Raw genomic sequence first — 15,981 nt, forward strand, 5'->3', positions numbered from 1 at the left:
CACCGAAGCGCCGCCCTATCCATCAGGTCGCGGTTGCCGTGCGCAGCAGGTCCGGGCGCTGGCACAGGTACAGCGGGTAGCTGTAGAGCTCGCCGCGCGTCCAGGCCTGGCGGTCACGGTCCACGATGTTGATCGCGTAGGTGTCCAGCCCCGGCGTGTTCACGTACGGCATGAACTCGGCCGGCGCCATCGCATGCACGAACACGTCCTGCGCGCCCACCGGGAAGAAACGGGCTTCGTCTGCCGCCACAGCGATGGTGGTGCCGTCGTCCGTGCCGCGGTAGTTGTGGAACGTGATGCCAGCGAAGGTGAAGTCGCCGAAAGGGTTGCCGTTGTTGCGCAGATCGGCGGCGGCCTGCCAGTTCAGGTATGTGCGCTCGACCATGGGGTGCGACACGAGCTTGTCGTAGAACTCATCACCCACGATCGCGTGCACCGTCGAGCCGGTCGTCATCGCCCCGCGCGAGCCGGTGACCATGCTGCGCACGAGCGCGGCTGCAGCGCCACGGATGTTGAACGTCGGGCTCGACAGGTTCCAGACCACGGGTGCCGGGCGGGTCAGCCCGAACTCGGTGTAGAAGTCGTAGATCACCGTCGTGCCGTCGGCGTCCAGCAGCGTGCCCATGAGCGCGCCCATGCGGTGGTGCTCGTGGGTCAGCTCCATGTCCTGGCGCACACGCGCCATGCGGCGCAGGTACTCGGCCTGCACCTGGACCGTCTCGCTCTCCGAGCCGAAAGCACGGATGCCCTGCAGCTCCTCGGCGTACATGGTGAAGCCCTCGGCCAGACGCACGGTCTTGAGCGGCACAGCCGAGCGGTTGTCCGGAGACAGTTCCTTGGGCGGGGCGCCGATCGCAGACGTCGGGATGAGCTGCAGGCCGCCATCGCGCACGTCGACGAAGATCGTGCGGCTGCGCACCGGCTCCGGTCGGAACAGGTTCAGCGCACCGAGAAAGCCGGGCGCGTAGTCCACGCGGTTGATCTGGCCGGTCAGCGAGGTCGTGTTGAACGCGCTGCCGTTGAAAATATCCATCGTTGCCATGGTTTCTCCTTCAGGCAGTGGCGTTCGCCGGAACCGAGGGTTCGCGGACGATGATGCCGACCGCCGCCAGCGCCGTGTGAGCGGCAGCCACAGCGGCTTGGGTCGGGGCGACGTCGGGGCTGGCGCCGTAGATCAGCGCGGCGCCCACGACTTCGGCGTTGCGGGCGATCACGGTGCGCTTGGCAGTCTCGCCGTCGGCGATGTTCTCCCAGAGGATGCACACCGGCAGCTCGAGACCGCTGGTCGTGGTCTGGTCTTCGAGCACCTGGCCGGCATAGGCCGGGCCGGTGATCTCGATCTGCTCGCGGGACAGGTGGCCCGGGGGCGTTTCGGAGACCATGAAGTGGGCCGTGTCGCGGCCTTGGTACAGAATCGGCATGATCAGCCCTCCTTCTTCATCTTGACGCCGGACGAGGCCACAGCATCGGCCCAGGCATCGTTGGTGGTGACGCGCGCGCCGTCAGCGATGACGCCAGCCACAGGGTTGACCGGCTTGGCGTCGCGCGTGAGCGCTTTGAACATGCCGGCGATCTCGGCATCGGACGCGTCCTTGACGGCCTCGTCGCCCATGCGCGCGGCCACGGCGGCCTTGCGCAACTCGGCGTCCGTCTTGCCCTTGGGATCGATCGCGGCGTCGAGCGCCTTGACCTTGCCCAGCAGATCAGCGCGGGAGGCGACCAGCGCATCCACATCGATCTTGGCGGCGTCCTCGGCTTTCTTGAGGTCGGCCTTGAGCTTGCCGATTTCCTCGTCCTTCTCCTCTTCCACCTTCTTCTTGGCGGCGTCGGCGTCGGCGAGGGCCTGGTTCATGGTGGCCTTGTACTGCTCGATGGCAGCCACGTCGGTCACGGCAACCTGGACGGCCTTGTCGCCCAGGACAACCGTCTTCAGCGAGTCGGTCATGCGACCTTCCTCCACGGTTTTGGGCGATGCGCCCGGTTGAAAATCTTGGATGGGCGATGCGCCCCAGGCGTCGCCGATGCGGGCCTTGGCGCCTGCTCGCCCTTTCTGGACGATGGCCACGTGGTTTGCGACGATGTTCTTCTGGCGGGCCTGATACGGCGTGCCGTCAGGGGCGACGCCGTCCTGCCACTCGATCTCTGCCGAGTAGCCGACGGACAGCTCGCGCTTTCCGTCTTTCACGGCCTTCACGGCGCTGGCGTCGGTGATCTTCAGCCCGATCTTCAGGTACTCGCCGTCGCGCAAGACGTCGTCGCCGGTAGTCCCCACGGCAAGGTCTTTCCAGTTTGTCGCGTCGACATCCACGCCCGGGTGATCGTTGGTGATCGGCAGACGGGAGAACGTATCGAGGGAACGCTTGGAGAAGACGTCAGCCTCGTCGCGATAGACGTTCACCACGTCGAGATCCGGACGGCCGAGCTCGCGCCCTAGGTATTGCTGTACGCCGGTGCGCGCGGTGCGTGCGTTCGCCTGCAGGTAGCCAGCGGCGTCAACCGCTGCGTCGCCAATCTGCACGGCGTCTGTGATCTTGGTCATTCAATCTCTCCACCGCCCGCGGGCAGGCTCTGCTCGGCGAGCGTTCCGTGGTCCTTGATGGCTTGCTCGAGGCCTGGCAGAACGCCCTGCTCGGTCAGCTCGTTGACGAGGGCGTCCGACAGGGCGTCGACAGGGATGATGTCGCCGGCGTTCGCGCCAGCGATGCTCCTCGCGGCGTTGGCCGTCTTGACGAAAATGTCGGCCCGCTCGCTCTCGGTGAGCTGTCGCAGCGGCTTCCACTCGTAGAAGATCTCTTCCGGCCGATTGCCCAGCGCCTGCCACAGAATGCAGTCGTCCAGCAGCGACATGGCCGGTGCGATCTCGGTGGACTGCATGTGTCCGATGCGGTCGAAATACACGCGCTCGTCACCGTCGCCGGATCCTGAAAGGCCCACGGCGGCGCGGCCATACAGGCGCGTTACCGGGATCCGCGATGCGCCTGAGACGGCGTCCATGAACTTGCTGACGACCTCGGGCAGCCCGGCGAACGATGCCGACTTCTGCGAGTAGGCGTCCTTCGCGTCCATCGCCAAGGCGCCGTTGATCGATTTCATCGACGCCTGCACGCCCGCGCGGCGGATCCACAGCGAGTCCTCGCCGTCCTCCATGCCCTGCGCGAAGCCGTCGAACTGGAAAACATCAACCTTGGCCTCGAAAACGAGGCTGGCCATGTTGGCCATCGTCGCGTCCACCTGCTTGATGGCGTCGAACGTGGACTGAAGCACGCTATCAGCCCAGCCCTGTCCCAGCGAGGACACGGCAGCCGCGTCCTCGGGGATTGGCGAGCCCTGGAAGATCACGAAGCGGCTGGCGTGGACGAAGACCTGACGGGCACCAGAGGCAACGAGGTATCGCTCGGGCCGACCGTAGTACGGGCTGTTGATATCGCGCACGATGTCGTCGGCAGCCAGGCTGTTAGGCGTCAGTACGATGAGCGACTTGATCTCGACGCCAGCGCCCGGCACCAGCGGCAGGTCCTGGTCGGCCTCGTCGGTGTTCAGGTACAGCGCCGCGCCACCGTACAGACGCGCGGCAATCAGCGCCTGCTGAACCTTTCGGCTCAGACCAAGGCGCTTCTCGACGGCCTCGATCGCGGTGATCTGGTCGGACTCAGCGCGCCACGAGCGCCACTTGCGGGTGGCGTCCTCGGCGGGATAGTCCACGATCGCGCGGGCGAGCCAGGAATTGCGGTAGGCCGTCAGCAGCTCTTGCGTGTCCATGTGCCGATGCACGTAGACCGTGTGCGCCGCCTTGTCGCGATCCGTGCCCAGGTTGGCCACGTAGTTCTGCAGCCCGTCGCTGAACTGGTGAGCCATTACAGGAACCTCTTCATGTCTACCGACGAGCGGTCAATCAGATGCGGGCATGCGCCCATGATGAAAGCGTCGGCCAGGTTGGGAGATGAGACGCCGCGCTTGGCGAGTGCTTCCTTTGGCTCCACGATGTCCAGGCCTCGCTTGCTGTACCTCTTGCGCGGCGTGGAGAGCTCGACCTTCAGCTGCTCCAGCTTGGCGATATCGCTGCTGATGCTGATGAGATCGCTGGCGCCGAACTGCTCGCCCTTCGTGACCGCGTTGAACGTGTTGCGCAGCCGGTCGGCCACGTCCTGCCAGGCCTGCGCCTTCAGGTTCTCGAACTTGTCCTTGTTGCGGATCTTCGGGGCGTACTCGCGGTCCGGATTCATCACCGCACCCGCGGCGTTGAACTTGTAGTAGCCGCGTCGGATCTTCATGTCGGCCAGCGTCGACCCCACGTGCGCCCCCACGCCAATCGAGTCGTAGATCAGGATTCCACCCTCGACCCGGGACCAGGCGCGCTTCGTTGACTGGTTGAGCTCGTCCTCGGGGGCCGCCCACTCATCCACCGCCACGCAGACCGCGCCGTCGAAGTCCACGCAGGCGTTCTTGTCGGCCCCGGAGTCGGCTACGTCGTATCCCACCGCGCGCGCGCCCGACATGTCGATGCCCAGCTTCTTGTGAGCATCGATTGCGGCCTCGATCCAAGCGAACTTGATGACCGCGGCGTCGTCGCTCGTGCGGGGCTGGCCGAGGTAGATGTGCCGATATCCTTCCGGGTCGGCATCCTTCAGCCGTTCAGCCTTCCTCCTCGCCGTATCCGACAGGAACGGGTTGTCGAGGTAGTTGATGTGCCGAATGACGCAGTCGTCGCCCAACAGCGTCGGCAGCTTGGCCTGCACAAAGTCGGTGATCAGGTCCGGGTTCCAGAGGATCCAGACCTCAGACCCCTCCTTGCGGATGGTCGGGTCAATGATCGACCACTGCAGCTCGGTCAGGCCTTCACCCTCCTCGATCCAGCAGACGTCAACGCCTTCCGTACCCTTGATTTCCTCGATGTTCCGAGCCAGGCCGTAGAACAGGAACTCCGAACCCGTCACCTTGTGGCGGATGGTGGACACGCCGATATCGAACTCGTCGCGCCAGCCTGCGGACTCGATCTTCTCCTTGACGACCGTGTAGACCGAGTCCGCGATCCGGTTCTGGAACTGGCGCAGGCAGAGGAACTTGACCGAGTAGTTACGCGCCAGAAAGGCCGCCATGCCGCCTGCGTCCTGGGTCTTCGACGAGAAGCGCCCGCCCTTCAGCAGCTTGTACGGTTTGCGAGTACGCCAGAACTCACGAAGGTTCGGATTGAGCTGGTACATCGGCGGCGTAGAAGTCGTCCAGTGTTCGGCCGCGCATGCTGCCGTCAGGGCTGGTGATCTCGAGCTTGGCGGCCTCGGCAATACCGTATGCCTCGCGCTCCATCGTCACGAGCACCTTCATGGCTTCGGCCAGCTTCTTCGCGCTGTCGATGCGGCCTGATGTCGAAGTCACGCGCTGGAATGCCTTGGCTAGTCCGTCTGGCTCCCCATCGCCGGACAGCGCAGCTTCCAGCTGCTCCAGCAGGTCGATGTTGTCTGTCTGGATCTCAAGCTCGTCCAGCAGCTTCATAGCCAGGCCACGGGCCCGCGCGATGTCCTTGCGATGCGATACGCGCACATCAGCGATGACCTGGGCATTGGCGTCGACAACTTCACGTTCATTGCGTACCGGGGTGCGTACCTCTGCCTTGCGTACCAGATCATCAGCCTTAGCTTTGATCTTCGGCTGCAGATCACGCGACCACTCGTCGCGCTTGGCGCGTTTGCGGATCGCCCCTTCAGTGATGCCCTGCGATGCCGCGATCTCCCGGATCGACAAGACACCGGCGCGGTAATCCGCTTCGATTCGTTCCCAATCCGGCGCGGCCTTGCCGGTCTGCGCCATAATCCATCCTCAATCTGGAGAAGAGCCGACCATGAAAGATATCGACCCTGATGTTGCCGCCTACCTCGGGCGGGCGGTGCTTTGTATGGATGAGTCCGGCAAGCGGGACTTCTACCCAGCCGACCCGGGTGGCAATGCCGCGTGGTGCGGCGGCACATACGCCGGCGCGGGGCCGAGGCTTGAAGCGCTAGGACTGGCTACCGTGGGGCTGAGTGGTCGAATCCACCTGACCAGCGATGCCCTCTCAATCGGCGAACAATGGGTCTTGATCCAGCAGTCGCTGTAATTCGCTTATTGCACGGCTGGGACTCGACCCCAGGAAGACCAGCGTATCGACTACCGCGCCACACCGATCCTTGTAGCGGCGTCACCCTTCAACCTCTCGGGCACCGCGCAAACGGGTGTGGGTCGCAGGCGCAGGCCAGAGCCAGCGTGATCCGCAACTCTGCGGCGTGCCCGCGGGGCAATGTCTGGTTGGTTGCTGCGGCTGCTCCCACTCGGATGCGCTCGGGAAGAACGCATGCGGCTGAAAGCACAAAGCCCGCCTCGCGTTTCCGCTGGCGGGCTTCTGGAATTCGGTCTTGTTTAGCTGGCCTGGCGGCCTCGGTCCACAACGAGAGGCAGGCCGAACAGCCTGAGGCCATGCGGGGGATCGCCGCTCACAAATCCGTGGATGTCTTCATAGCGCAGGCGCATATAGTCGTCTTCGCTCAGCCTGATTTCCTTGAACGGATTCCCGCTGAACTTAGCGTCGTGAAGTACGCGACGCAACGAATCGAGGACACTGCCGCCGCTACACTTGATGACTTCGCTCATGCTTGGCCTCATTTTCTCCGGGCATGACAAGGGAGCCCATCAGGCTCCCCACGCTCAATCCTCACTCTTTTTGCCGGTCATCTCGACCTGAAGCCGGTCAGCAGCGGCCCGGAGCACCAACTCCATCGCCCCGCGCCCGCTCGGGCCCTCGTTGAATCGGATAGTCCTGCCGCGGTCCCCAGCCCGCAAAGCCTCGAGAACCCTCAAGGCCTCTTCTGGCTTGTCGCGAAGAACTTCCGCGAGAACAGCGCCAACCGCTGCACCCGCACCAGTGCGGACTGTGTTGATCACGTCCTGAAAATACGAGGACGTCTTGAGCAAATCGTCGAACTGGCGCTTGGCTTCTGTCTTCTCGGCGTACTCCATTTCCACAGGAATTAAGCGACCGCCGCGACCTGACATGAAGCCTCCGATTCATCGTGGCGCAATTTGCACACACTATCTGCTTTTGATGGTATCACATGCGGAATAGTTTGGGGTTTTGTGTAACTGACTTGCGCCCTGTTGGTTACCATCGTGCTGCCCGTGCGCAACAGCTTGTAGAAGCGGTCACGCGAAATGCCGATCCGGCCGAACAACTCGGGGCGATCATCCCACGATGCACCCATGACGTAATAGGCGAACAGCACCGCCCTCGTCTTCTCGCAGGCGAGGCCCAGGTAGGCGCGGTGGATGGCCTGCGACTGCGGGTCCAATCGCACCTTCGGCTCCCGGCTGCCAGCGCTTGCCATGCCCATTAGCTTGCAGAACGGCGTGATGCGCAGGTCCGCCCAGAAGTTCGGGCGCGCGGCCCACTCGCCCCACTGGTGCATGACGGCGGTGATGTGCATCGGGATTTCCAGCTTGCGGCCCATGTCGGTCTCTCCTTCGAACAGCCTTTCCAGCTTCTTGCGCTCCGGGCTCATGCGAACCTGGCGCGCCTCTCTTTCCTGCTTGCGCTCCAGAACCAAGACCGGATCGCGGTATTGGATCCAGTCATACACTTGCATGGGCGTGCCTCTCGCTCTTGGGCGTCAGCAGTGCGGCCTCGACTGACCAGCCCTTGTTGAGCCGTTTTCGAATGACATGGGGCGCCAGCCCAGTTTCTCTAGCCCACTCCGCAATAGTCAGCCGCCTGCCATCGTGCTCTACGTGCCTGTTGGTGCGCATGTTGTTCTGCTGCTGAATTCTGGTGGCCCATCGGCAGTTGGCTTTCTCGTAGTTTCCGTTTACATCTATGCGATCTAGGCTCATTCCATCAGGCGCGTCACCCATGTCCGCCAGAAAAGCCTCGAACGAACTCCAGGATTTGTCGTAGGAAATACCTCTTCCTCCGTAGTTATCGAAAGCGTCATCAGAAGCGCGATCGCAGCGACCTTTCATCCCGGACCATATCCAGTAAGTTCTCGACCCTGTCTGCCCATGATTCCTCCTGGCGCAACCGCAAGACTTCGTGTTCCCTGATTTGAGATGCGTGATTGATGCTTGTATGACCGCACCGCAATCGCACGTACAGCAGAAAAGTGATTTCCGTTTGTCTGTACCAGCAAAACTGGTCACCAAGAGGCGACCGAACTTTTGCCCAATCAAGCTATTTCGGATTTCTTCAAATCTGCTCATCGCCGCACCCTCCGCGCCTCGTCCTCGCCCGGGATCTTGCTCGTCATCGTCACGATCCGCCCGCCGCTGCACCGCTCTGCCACCGCGCGCATGGCTGGGTCCATCTGGTAGCCGCGCATGTCGCCCTGGGCGTCTTTGACCATGCGGGCGAAGCCGTCGGTGGTGTCGTCGTGCTCGGCGGACTCTTGCTTCTTCTTGCTGCTCATGCGCGCTCTCCTTCGCTCGCCTGCGGCACCTTGTTGCAATCCTCCGCGATCATCTGCAGCGCTCGATGGAGCGAGTCCGCCGCCTCGCGCAGATCCTGCTCGTAGTCCTTCCCGCCTCGCTGGCCGGCGCACAAGAGCTTCTTGATTGAGTGCTGTACGGCCGGGTTCGTGACGCCAAACAGGTCCAGCACGCGGTAGACGTCGATCGTCTGCAGGTGCGCGACGGGCTTGTGGTAGTGGCTGTGCTTGGTCACTGAATCACCTCCTGGCTGTGCACGGTCATCTCGAGGCTGTAGGCTCTGCCCTCGCTTGGATTCGCAAGGGTGGCTTTGTTGAAGCTGCGCACTTCCACCGCATAGTCGCCCTTGCCAACTTCAGTCAGCACGTCGCCGATGGCGCGCAGGTGCTCTGCGATCTTCTGGCGTTGGTCGTTGGTCATGGGCTCACCTGTCTCTGATCGCATGGCAGATCCCATCAGCAATCCAAAGGACGCCGAGCGCATACGCGAAGATCATGGTCGCCACGTCTACCGCCAGGAAGTGAGCGGCGATGAAGAAGCCCAGTGCCGTAAAAAGACTCAGCGGCCTCATGCCTTCACCTCCGGAATGCGGTAGACGTTCACGGAACGGGTCTTGATGCGAGTAGCGCTTGGCCTCCCCGGCACCTCCACTGGCTCCCTGATGCCGACTTTCCCCACCGGCTCGCCCAGGCTCTCGAAGGCGGCGCAGAAGCCCTCCCAGCGGCTTTGCTGCTGCACACACTCGATCAGGGCTTGGTCTGTGCAGTAGCGGGATACTCCTTGGTGCCAGTACACGTCGCGCGGCACCGGACATGCCCGCTCGAACGCCGGGCGCAGGGATTCGCGGTCGATGGTCATTGCAGCCTCCCGGCGCGAACGAGTGGCACCAGCTTGTAATCGTTCGGGTCCAGTCCATCCTGAAGAACATCGCTTTCCGTCCAGCAGCCGCTCGTTGCCCCGCGCATGCAAAACGCGACTGGGATTCCTGTCTCAGCGTGGATGACGTGCCATCCGTAGATCTCTTGGCTCATGCCGCCTCCTTGGCGCGCAGTTGGATTGCAAGGTTGAGGATGGCCAAAGCATCAGCTTCGTTGTGGTCGTCGGTCTCGTGGCCGCGCTTGATCGCCTCCTGGATCATCAGCGCCTTGTTGGCGTCGCCGCGGCCCGTCCATGCCCGCTTGATCTGCCCAACGCCCAGCGGCAGGAGCGGCACGCTGTGCTGCTGGGCGACCATCTCCGTCATGCCCAAGAACGCTCCGTAGCAGTGCGCCGCGAGTGCTCCCTTGTGGCTCTTGACGTCCTCGTAGGCGATGAGCGAAACGCGCTGCACGCTCACAAGGTTGTGCAGCCACTCCCGGTAGGCCGACCAGCGCGCGCCTGGGTGGGCCTTCGGGCGGCGCGGGAAGTGCATGGTGCCGCTTCCGGCTGCGTTGCCGACGCCCAGCGCGTAGCCGGTAGCCGTGCCAAGGTCGAGCGCCAGCGTGCTCATACCGCCCTCCCGAGTTGCTGCGCCATTGCGCGGAATGCCCCGAATCCTGCGGCGACGACAGGCGCTGACACGGCAACCCGCACCGGCTCGGTCTGTGCCACGGCCGGAGTCACCGGGACGCCCAGCAGCGCGTAAACCGGCCGGCGGATGCCGTCGTCGCAGACCGTGCGGCCGCTGGCGTAGACTTGGCCTCGGGCAGTCAGACGGCGGATCAATTGCTTTGTCAGCGCGTCCGACATGCCGCACGCCTGCGCGATGGCTTGGCGCGTCTGCGGGTGGTGCGCGAGCGCGGCGAGGACCGCGGCGTCTTGTTGGCTGGCGGGCGTCATGCGGCGCTCCTCGTGAGTTGGCGGGCCATGTGCCCAAAGACGCCCAGGCCGGGCGCAGCGCGCAGGGCGAGCTTGGCACCGTGACGGGCCTTGTAGCGGCGGTGGCTCTCGCTCTGACCGACTGGCGTGTATTTGCGGTTCGAGTACGGGCCAATGCCAAACACTCGCGTGGGCCGCTTTGCGCCTGCCATCGGCTGGATCCAGCGGTTGATGTACACACGGCGCTCGCCGTGCAGCTTGGCGACGGCCGGGCCCACCGTCGCGCGCGAGTAGCCCGTGTGGCTGCAAAGCTCCTCGACCGACATGGGGCCGATGCTCTCGAGCGCTTCGAGGATGGCCGGGATGGACTTCACGTCTCCGCGGGCGGGCATCACGCTGCCCTCCGATGACTGGGCCAGTCGAAGACAACGAGCTTGCCGCCGCCCTCCCGCAGCCGGTCGACAACCCGATCACCCAGGTGGGACTTCAGGCCTTCCATGTCGAGGTTGCTGATGATGATCGTGGGGCGCACGTTCTCGTACCGGCCGTTGATGATCTCGAACAGGATCAGCTTCTCGGCGTCGCTGCCGAACTGCACGCCCACCTCGTCGAGGATCAGCAGATCAGGGTCGATTAGGGCGTCGATGGCGTCGCGCTCGGTGCGCTCGCTGCCGCGCCGGTAGGTCTCCTTCACGCTGCGCACGGCCTCCATGACCGACGAGAACACGGCCGAGTAGCCGAGCTCGATCACGCGGTGCGCTGCGGACGTGGCCAGGTGCGTCTTGCCGGCGCCAACGTTCCCCACGAGGATCAGGCTGCGGCCGGCATCCAGCGTGGCCTTGAAGTCGTCCGCGTACTGCTGCACCGTCGCCAGCGCCTTGCCTGCACCCTCGCACGTCACGTCGAAGTTGCTGAAGCGGCGGTCGGCGAACCGTGGTGGAATGGCGGCGCGGCGCATGGCGTTGCGCATGCCGATGTCGCGGCGTTCTTGAGCGGCCTTCTCGCTGTCGGCCTTGGCCTGCGCTTCCAGGCGCGCGCCTTCACACACCGGGCACGGGCTCCAGAATCCCTTGCCGAAGCTGAAGTGACGCGACACATAGCCGCCATGCTCTTCGCAGTTGCGATTCTCGGTGCGGCGGTCAGAAGGAGCCATCTGCGCCAACTCCTGCCCGATAGTTCTGGCTGCCAAAGTTTCCATGCTTCGTCGCTCCTGCGGTTTTGCCAGTCGGGATCTCGTCCTGCCAGCGGCTCTGGTTGAGGTAGGTCATCGGCGCCGGCTCGTAGCCGTCCTGCCACTGGCGGGTGGTCGCCATGGCTTTCACGTGACTCACGATGTCGTCCGCGACGGCCTCCAGCTTTCGGGACTTCCAGAGGGCCAAGCACTTCGACTTGGCAACTCGCCGGGCAGTGTTGGGATACGCCTCCCAGAAGGCAGCGAATCCTGCAGGCGCGGCGGGCTTGCCCGACGAGGGGGTTTGTTTTTCTCCTTCTGTCTCTTTCTCTGTCTCTGTATCTACCTCTTGGGCCGTTACTGAAACGTTTCCTTCCCGTTTCACCTTCTCGCGGAAGGCGCGCACGCGCTCAGAACTGCTGTCCGAACGCATCTGGCGGTTGTCCCAAGCCAGCGGCTGCAAGGTCTGCTCATCGATCAGGCCGACTTCTGCAAGGCGACGGGCGACGTCATCCAGCGTGCGCTGGTCGATGCCGAGTTTCACGGCGACGAGTCGGTGAACGATGGGGCTGCCGCTGTCGAGGATGCCTTGCGCCTTGCAGCACAGGATTGCGACGAAGTGCCAGCGGTCCTCAAAGGCCACCAGGCGCAGCTTTTCGTCGTCGATGGCCTCGTTGTACATACGGAACCACGGCAGGGGCTTGGCGGCGCTCATGCGGCCCTCCCGAACAGCGCGGACAGGTCCACGCCGAACACGGCGTCCCATGCGCCAGCCGGCCAAGCCTTGACCGTGCCATAGCGCGGATCCGTGACTTCAGTCGCCTTGATGCCGCGATGCTTGCACCAGCGGCGCAGCTCCACGTAGGCGTTCTTGGCGAACGTCTTACCCGTGGCTCGCTCCACGGCGATGATCGTTGCGTGCCGGGCGTTGTGCCCGAGTTCGTCGCGCAGGCGCTCGGCCTCGCGCGAAGCCTTGGATGCCGCAGCCATGGCGCTCGCTTCACGCTTACTGCCGATCTGCGCCTTGGTGCGCACAGCCTCGTCTCGCTCGAGCTTCAGCGCTTCGGCCTTCTCGGCCAGGTCGGCGGCCAGGCGCAGGGCCTCTGGCAGCGACTGTGGCACCACGATGGCAGCGGCGCCGGCCTCCAGTTCCTGCCAGCGGTCCACCAGCCGGGCCGTGAACTCCGGCGACAGCTGGGCCACGACGACGATGCTGTCGCGCTTGCCCTGCTCGCCGGAAAACACATACTCCGACACCGGGCGGCCGTCGGTAGGCTTTTCCTCCATTGGTGGAGAAGCAATAACGCCGCGCTCGACCAGCCGATCAATGCTGCGCTTGACGCTGTCGTGACGCACCTCGACCAGGTCCGCGATCTCACGGCTGGTCATCGTTGCGCCCGAATTAGGTATGATGTTGGTCATTCGACCTCCTCATCAGGTTGAACCGGCCCGGGACTGTTGGCGCAGTCGCTGGGCTTTTTCATGCCTGCCGCGAGCAGAGCGCCATCAGGCACTTCCACGCCGCGACACAGCAGGATCTCGATGCACTCGCGCAGCAGTTCGCGCTGAGTGCCGTAGCGGGCCTCAAATCGGGCCTTGAAGGGGTGCACGGCGATGCGGCCAGGTGCTCCGGTGCCGTCCTGGTGGTTGCCGGCGCTCAGGGGCAGCACTAGCCAGTGCGCGTCGGGCTTGGTCCGACCGTCGATGTGGTGGATGCTGACGATGGGATCTGCGATGCCGTCCTTCATGCTCGCGATGCAGCCGATGCTGGCTAACGCATCCCAGAACCGCTTCTGTTCGGCCGTGGGCGCCCTGCCCTTCATACCGGCCGGCTTCGGGCGCGCCGTCACCTGGCGGGGCTTCTGCTCGCGCGGCGCACGGACCCAGGGCGCGCGCGTCCGCAGCTCTGTGCTGCGCTTCAGGCCTACGGTTCGGTTCAGCATCAGTGCCCCTCCGGGAATTCGAGGAACACGCCGCGACACTGGAAGTCGTCACGAACGGCCTCGGCATACTTGCTCAGTTGCTCGCGCGTCATGAGCGAGGTGACAGGGAACAGGCGCATGACGGTGAGCTTTTGCTCGTAACCCATGCCCTTGATCGTGCTGTCGTAGGTCTGCCGAAACTCGGCGTCCTCAGCACGCAGGATCGGAACGCCGTGGTGCAGCTTGCAGTAGCACTTCCAGCCCAGCGCGTCGTCCTCACGCAGCTCGCGGGCGATCTGTTCGTACCAGGCGTGCGTAAGGTTGTTCTGCGGGCCGCTACGGTCCTTGCCGGTCTTGAGCGAGGCGCGCAGGAAGCGGTGGGCGGCGTACTGCTGCCGTACCTCGCCCATGAAGCGCTGGAACGACTCGTCGCTGTTGATGACGTGAGTGCTCATGGCTTCGCTCCCTGCGCCTGGCGAGCGGCGCGGCGGCTGATTTCCATCTCCTTGTTGCCCATCCCCACGCCGTTGGCGACGTCCTCAGGGAAGATCATCTCCTTGCAGTGCGGGCACAGCGGAGCCATCTTGCGGCTGCGGAACGCTTCGTCCATCGTTTTGCCGGCACGGCTGAACAGAGTGTGTTTCTCGGCGGCCTGCAGGCGCTCGATCTTCGCGTCGAACTGACTGTGACGATTGACCAGTTGCATGAAGGCGTCGAACGACTCCACCTCGGTCTCGCAGTCCCTGCACCAGATGCGGCGTTCCGTCTGGTCATAGGTCAATGACAGGTGCTTGCATGCCGAGTACGGCCGCCGGGTCATGCCGCGGGCGACACGCAGGTCGCCGATATCCACCACCTTCACGCCGGCGATGAAGTCGAGGGGCTGAATGGGGGCCGACATCACCGCCCTCCCCGCGCCCCACGGCGCTCTTGGCTGGTTTGCTCGAGCAACCGGTGGCGCAGGTCCACGCACACGGGCGAGGCCGCGAACAGCCGCTTCCAAATGTCGATCAGGTAGGCGATGGCCATGTCAGACGTCCTCGGCAATGCGCACGTAGCCGTCACGGGCGCGATAGGCGGGGTGGAATGCTTGGGCGTGCTGGATGCGCTCGGCGCGCTCTGCATCCACTCGGCGCTCTTCCTGGCGGATGCGGCGCAGGTGGCGCTCGTGGGCGTCGCGCACGAGGCGCGTGGGGATGGGGAGGTTCTTGTAGTAAGCCATCACGCCACCAACCGGACAGCGCCGCGCTTGGCGAGCTCGCCTTCGATGGCGCTGGCGAGGTCTGCGGCTGCGGCCTTCGCTTCCGTGGCCTCGACCAGCGCGCGCTGCAGGGTCTCAGTGCTCGTGCAGCGCGTCAGTTCAAACGCCGCCTTCTTCGCCTCAGGGAATTCCTTCAGCAACGCGAGCACGTGGGCGCTCGGGTCGAACTCTTCGCCCTCGGCGCTGACACGCACGGCACGGGTGACGAGCCCGGCCGGCGCCAGGATGTCGTTGGCAAGCTTCACGCGCAGCTCAACCGGCATCGACGCAAGCACGGAGGGCAGGAAGTTGGCTGGCATGTTGCCGGGGCCGTCGTCCTCAGATTCGCAACCGCCCAGCCAGCGGTACACCTTCTGCATGTTGATGCGCTGGCAGTGAATCGTGTCGCGCCCGCGACGCTCTTCTTCGAAGACGATCTCCGTCGTCCGCTCAGCATCAATAGCCTTGTGGGCGTCAACCACCTTCTGGACGATCTTGGACTGGCTCAGTTGCAGGCTGCGACGCCATCCATCGAGCATGTCCTTGACCAGCTCGGTGACAGGCTTGCGCGGGATCTGAGAAATCGTGTTCATGACGTGTCTCCGGTGGATCTCTACAGTTCAGTCATCGCGTACGTGCTGCCCACAATGGCGGCGCGACGCGAGGCCCGGCACGATTCGGCCAGGTCAACGAACAAGGAATGGATGTGAACGAATCGCTCGAGCAGGCCGCCAACGAAGTGCGCGTGAAGCTGAACACCGCGCGAGAAATCGCTTGGGACGCGCTGGATCGGCCCAGCGACGAGCATGTGATGGTCGTGTTCCGATCGTTGCTGGAGGCCGAGAGTCGCCATCGCTACGCCGCGGCCGAAGCCGAGGAAGCGGACGAGTGCGCGCAAGGGCCGCGGGCGACGGTGCATTGATGCGGCCATCACGACTCCGCCCTGCTCTCGCGCACCTGGGCAGCCAGGCGCAGCCGATCAGCGTCGAGCTCGCGGCCGGTCAGGATCGGCTGCTGCCCGTGAGCCAGCGCAGTCACCCGCACGCCGTTGGCGAGCAGGACCGACTCGCCAGGACGCAGGATGATGTCGTTGAGAGCGGGCGTGGTCATTGGGCGACCTCGGCGGCAGCGGGTGCCGGAAGGTCGGGCCAGATGAGCCAGTAGTCATCGGGGCGCAGGTCGCGGCGGGTGACGGCGCCGGCGGTGGCGATCTCGATGGCTAGGCACTTGTCCGCAGGGACCGAGCGCTTTTCGTCACGCCAGAAGCAGACGGCCTGAGGTGTGACGCCCAACACTCGCGCCAGCGACGATGCGCTGCCGAGGACGTCAATGGCGGATGCAATGGGCTTGTTCATGCCTCGATTCTACATTTGTAGAACAAAGACTTCAACAACTGTGTTTGCCTG

The 15,981-nt window shown here is 64.3% G+C and carries 31 protein-coding genes; 2 read left to right on the plus strand and 29 right to left on the minus strand.

Annotation, left to right across the window (positions count from 1 at the left end; all coding sequences use genetic code 11):
• Positions 1-22: 22 nt before the first annotated feature.
• From IMZ29_RS00810 to IMZ29_RS00835, 6 genes are read right to left on the minus strand one after another with little or no spacing between them, the layout of a single operon-like run.
• Entirely contained in the window at positions 23-1,042 is a 1,020-nt protein-coding gene (locus IMZ29_RS00810; protein WP_216179252.1) for a major capsid protein, read from the minus strand.
• 10 nt (positions 1,043-1,052) lie between these two features.
• A complete protein-coding gene (locus tag IMZ29_RS00815; protein WP_216179254.1) occupies positions 1,053-1,421 on the minus strand; it encodes a head decoration protein in 369 nt (122 codons plus the stop codon).
• Between the two features lie 2 nt (positions 1,422-1,423).
• On the minus strand, positions 1,424-2,539 hold the full coding sequence (locus IMZ29_RS00820; RefSeq protein WP_216179256.1) for a DUF2213 domain-containing protein: 1,116 nt from the start codon (positions 2,537-2,539) through the stop codon (positions 1,424-1,426).
• Entirely contained in the window at positions 2,536-3,855 is a 1,320-nt protein-coding gene (locus IMZ29_RS00825; protein ID WP_256445138.1) for a phage portal protein, read from the minus strand. Before IMZ29_RS00825 ends, IMZ29_RS00820 begins: the two co-directional genes overlap by 4 nt.
• Entirely contained in the window at positions 3,855-5,201 is a 1,347-nt protein-coding gene (locus tag IMZ29_RS00830) for a PBSX family phage terminase large subunit (RefSeq protein WP_216179261.1), read from the minus strand. The genes IMZ29_RS00825 and IMZ29_RS00830 overlap by 1 nt, the downstream gene beginning before the upstream one ends.
• Complete coding sequence (locus IMZ29_RS00835; protein ID WP_216179263.1) at positions 5,173-5,805, minus strand: hypothetical protein; 633 nt, start codon at positions 5,803-5,805, stop codon at positions 5,173-5,175. The genes IMZ29_RS00830 and IMZ29_RS00835 overlap by 29 nt, the downstream gene beginning before the upstream one ends.
• A gap of 31 nt (positions 5,806-5,836) precedes the next feature.
• Here IMZ29_RS00835 and IMZ29_RS00840 point away from each other — a divergent pair, with 31 nt between their 5' ends.
• A complete protein-coding gene (locus tag IMZ29_RS00840; RefSeq protein ID WP_216179272.1) occupies positions 5,837-6,091 on the plus strand; it encodes a hypothetical protein in 255 nt (84 codons plus the stop codon).
• A gap of 299 nt (positions 6,092-6,390) precedes the next feature.
• Here IMZ29_RS00840 and IMZ29_RS00845 read toward each other — a convergent pair whose 3' ends face one another.
• The 21 genes from IMZ29_RS00845 to IMZ29_RS00940 form a co-directional block, all read right to left on the minus strand.
• The gene (locus tag IMZ29_RS00845; protein WP_216179275.1) at positions 6,391-6,621 is read right to left on the minus strand and encodes a hypothetical protein; all 231 of its coding nucleotides are present in this window, start codon (positions 6,619-6,621) and stop codon (positions 6,391-6,393) included.
• 54 nt (positions 6,622-6,675) lie between these two features.
• Entirely contained in the window at positions 6,676-7,023 is a 348-nt protein-coding gene (locus tag IMZ29_RS00850) for a hypothetical protein (protein WP_216179277.1), read from the minus strand.
• A complete protein-coding gene (locus IMZ29_RS00855) occupies positions 6,999-7,610 on the minus strand; it encodes a hypothetical protein (protein ID WP_216179279.1) in 612 nt (203 codons plus the stop codon). Before IMZ29_RS00855 ends, IMZ29_RS00850 begins: the two co-directional genes overlap by 25 nt.
• Positions 7,597-7,983: a hypothetical protein gene (locus tag IMZ29_RS00860; RefSeq protein WP_216179281.1), complete on the minus strand. Its 387-nt coding sequence runs from the start codon at positions 7,981-7,983 to the stop codon at positions 7,597-7,599. Before IMZ29_RS00860 ends, IMZ29_RS00855 begins: the two co-directional genes overlap by 14 nt.
• 233 nt (positions 7,984-8,216) lie before the next feature.
• On the minus strand, positions 8,217-8,426 hold the full coding sequence (locus IMZ29_RS00865; protein WP_216179284.1) for a hypothetical protein: 210 nt from the start codon (positions 8,424-8,426) through the stop codon (positions 8,217-8,219).
• On the minus strand, positions 8,423-8,680 hold the full coding sequence (locus IMZ29_RS00870; RefSeq protein WP_216179286.1) for a hypothetical protein: 258 nt from the start codon (positions 8,678-8,680) through the stop codon (positions 8,423-8,425). The genes IMZ29_RS00865 and IMZ29_RS00870 overlap by 4 nt, the downstream gene beginning before the upstream one ends.
• Positions 8,677-8,865 (minus strand): hypothetical protein, encoded by a 189-nt coding sequence (locus tag IMZ29_RS00875; RefSeq protein ID WP_216179288.1) that lies wholly within the window; start codon positions 8,863-8,865, stop codon positions 8,677-8,679. Before IMZ29_RS00875 ends, IMZ29_RS00870 begins: the two co-directional genes overlap by 4 nt.
• 4 nt (positions 8,866-8,869) lie before the next feature.
• On the minus strand, positions 8,870-9,016 hold the full coding sequence (locus IMZ29_RS00880) for a hypothetical protein (RefSeq protein WP_216179290.1): 147 nt from the start codon (positions 9,014-9,016) through the stop codon (positions 8,870-8,872).
• A complete protein-coding gene (locus tag IMZ29_RS00885; protein WP_216179292.1) occupies positions 9,013-9,303 on the minus strand; it encodes a hypothetical protein in 291 nt (96 codons plus the stop codon). The genes IMZ29_RS00880 and IMZ29_RS00885 overlap by 4 nt, the downstream gene beginning before the upstream one ends.
• Positions 9,304-9,472: 169 nt before the next feature.
• Positions 9,473-9,934 (minus strand): crossover junction endodeoxyribonuclease RuvC, encoded by a 462-nt coding sequence (locus IMZ29_RS00890; RefSeq protein WP_216179294.1) that lies wholly within the window; start codon positions 9,932-9,934, stop codon positions 9,473-9,475.
• Positions 9,931-10,263 carry a MarR family transcriptional regulator gene (locus tag IMZ29_RS00895; protein ID WP_216179296.1) on the minus strand — a complete coding sequence of 111 codons (333 nt, stop codon included), beginning with the start codon at positions 10,261-10,263 and terminating at the stop codon, positions 9,931-9,933. Before IMZ29_RS00895 ends, IMZ29_RS00890 begins: the two co-directional genes overlap by 4 nt.
• On the minus strand, positions 10,260-10,634 hold the full coding sequence (locus IMZ29_RS00900; protein WP_216179298.1) for an ArsR family transcriptional regulator: 375 nt from the start codon (positions 10,632-10,634) through the stop codon (positions 10,260-10,262). The genes IMZ29_RS00895 and IMZ29_RS00900 overlap by 4 nt, the downstream gene beginning before the upstream one ends.
• Positions 10,634-11,395 (minus strand): ATP-binding protein, encoded by a 762-nt coding sequence (locus tag IMZ29_RS00905; RefSeq protein ID WP_216179301.1) that lies wholly within the window; start codon positions 11,393-11,395, stop codon positions 10,634-10,636. Before IMZ29_RS00905 ends, IMZ29_RS00900 begins: the two co-directional genes overlap by 1 nt.
• A complete protein-coding gene (locus tag IMZ29_RS00910) occupies positions 11,382-12,128 on the minus strand; it encodes an LvrA C-terminal domain-related protein (protein WP_216179303.1) in 747 nt (248 codons plus the stop codon). The genes IMZ29_RS00905 and IMZ29_RS00910 overlap by 14 nt, the downstream gene beginning before the upstream one ends.
• Complete coding sequence (locus tag IMZ29_RS00915; protein ID WP_216179305.1) at positions 12,125-12,835, minus strand: Rha family transcriptional regulator; 711 nt, start codon at positions 12,833-12,835, stop codon at positions 12,125-12,127. Before IMZ29_RS00915 ends, IMZ29_RS00910 begins: the two co-directional genes overlap by 4 nt.
• The gene (locus IMZ29_RS00920; RefSeq protein WP_253206624.1) at positions 12,832-13,356 is read right to left on the minus strand and encodes a Ref family recombination enhancement nuclease; all 525 of its coding nucleotides are present in this window, start codon (positions 13,354-13,356) and stop codon (positions 12,832-12,834) included. Before IMZ29_RS00920 ends, IMZ29_RS00915 begins: the two co-directional genes overlap by 4 nt.
• Positions 13,356-13,790, minus strand: coding sequence for a hypothetical protein (locus IMZ29_RS00925; RefSeq protein WP_216179307.1), 435 nt, complete (start codon positions 13,788-13,790; stop codon positions 13,356-13,358). The genes IMZ29_RS00920 and IMZ29_RS00925 overlap by 1 nt, the downstream gene beginning before the upstream one ends.
• Entirely contained in the window at positions 13,787-14,236 is a 450-nt protein-coding gene (locus IMZ29_RS00930; protein ID WP_216179309.1) for a hypothetical protein, read from the minus strand. Before IMZ29_RS00930 ends, IMZ29_RS00925 begins: the two co-directional genes overlap by 4 nt.
• A complete protein-coding gene (locus IMZ29_RS23025; protein ID WP_256445139.1) occupies positions 14,236-14,364 on the minus strand; it encodes a hypothetical protein in 129 nt (42 codons plus the stop codon). The genes IMZ29_RS00930 and IMZ29_RS23025 overlap by 1 nt, the downstream gene beginning before the upstream one ends.
• A gap of 1 nt (position 14,365) precedes the next feature.
• The gene (locus IMZ29_RS00935; RefSeq protein ID WP_216179311.1) at positions 14,366-14,557 is read right to left on the minus strand and encodes a hypothetical protein; all 192 of its coding nucleotides are present in this window, start codon (positions 14,555-14,557) and stop codon (positions 14,366-14,368) included.
• Positions 14,557-15,168: a toxin YdaT family protein gene (locus IMZ29_RS00940; RefSeq protein ID WP_216179313.1), complete on the minus strand. Its 612-nt coding sequence runs from the start codon at positions 15,166-15,168 to the stop codon at positions 14,557-14,559. The genes IMZ29_RS00935 and IMZ29_RS00940 overlap by 1 nt, the downstream gene beginning before the upstream one ends.
• A 107-nt stretch (positions 15,169-15,275) precedes the next feature.
• Here IMZ29_RS00940 and IMZ29_RS00945 point away from each other — a divergent pair, with 107 nt between their 5' ends.
• A complete protein-coding gene (locus IMZ29_RS00945; RefSeq protein WP_216179315.1) occupies positions 15,276-15,497 on the plus strand; it encodes a hypothetical protein in 222 nt (73 codons plus the stop codon).
• Between the two features lie 8 nt (positions 15,498-15,505).
• On the opposite strand, the gene IMZ29_RS00950 is transcribed toward IMZ29_RS00945, so the two are convergent.
• Both IMZ29_RS00950 and IMZ29_RS00955 read right to left on the minus strand, forming a co-directional pair.
• Positions 15,506-15,685 carry a hypothetical protein gene (locus IMZ29_RS00950; RefSeq protein WP_216179317.1) on the minus strand — a complete coding sequence of 60 codons (180 nt, stop codon included), beginning with the start codon at positions 15,683-15,685 and terminating at the stop codon, positions 15,506-15,508.
• Positions 15,682-15,930, minus strand: a complete 249-nt coding sequence (locus IMZ29_RS00955; RefSeq protein WP_216179319.1) for a transcriptional regulator — start codon at positions 15,928-15,930, stop codon at positions 15,682-15,684. Before IMZ29_RS00955 ends, IMZ29_RS00950 begins: the two co-directional genes overlap by 4 nt.
• Positions 15,931-15,981 lie beyond the last annotated feature (51 nt).

Source organism: Verticiella alkaliphila, from assembly GCF_018904615.1.
GTDB classification, from domain to species: Bacteria; Pseudomonadota; Gammaproteobacteria; order Burkholderiales; family Burkholderiaceae_B; genus Verticiella; species Verticiella alkaliphila.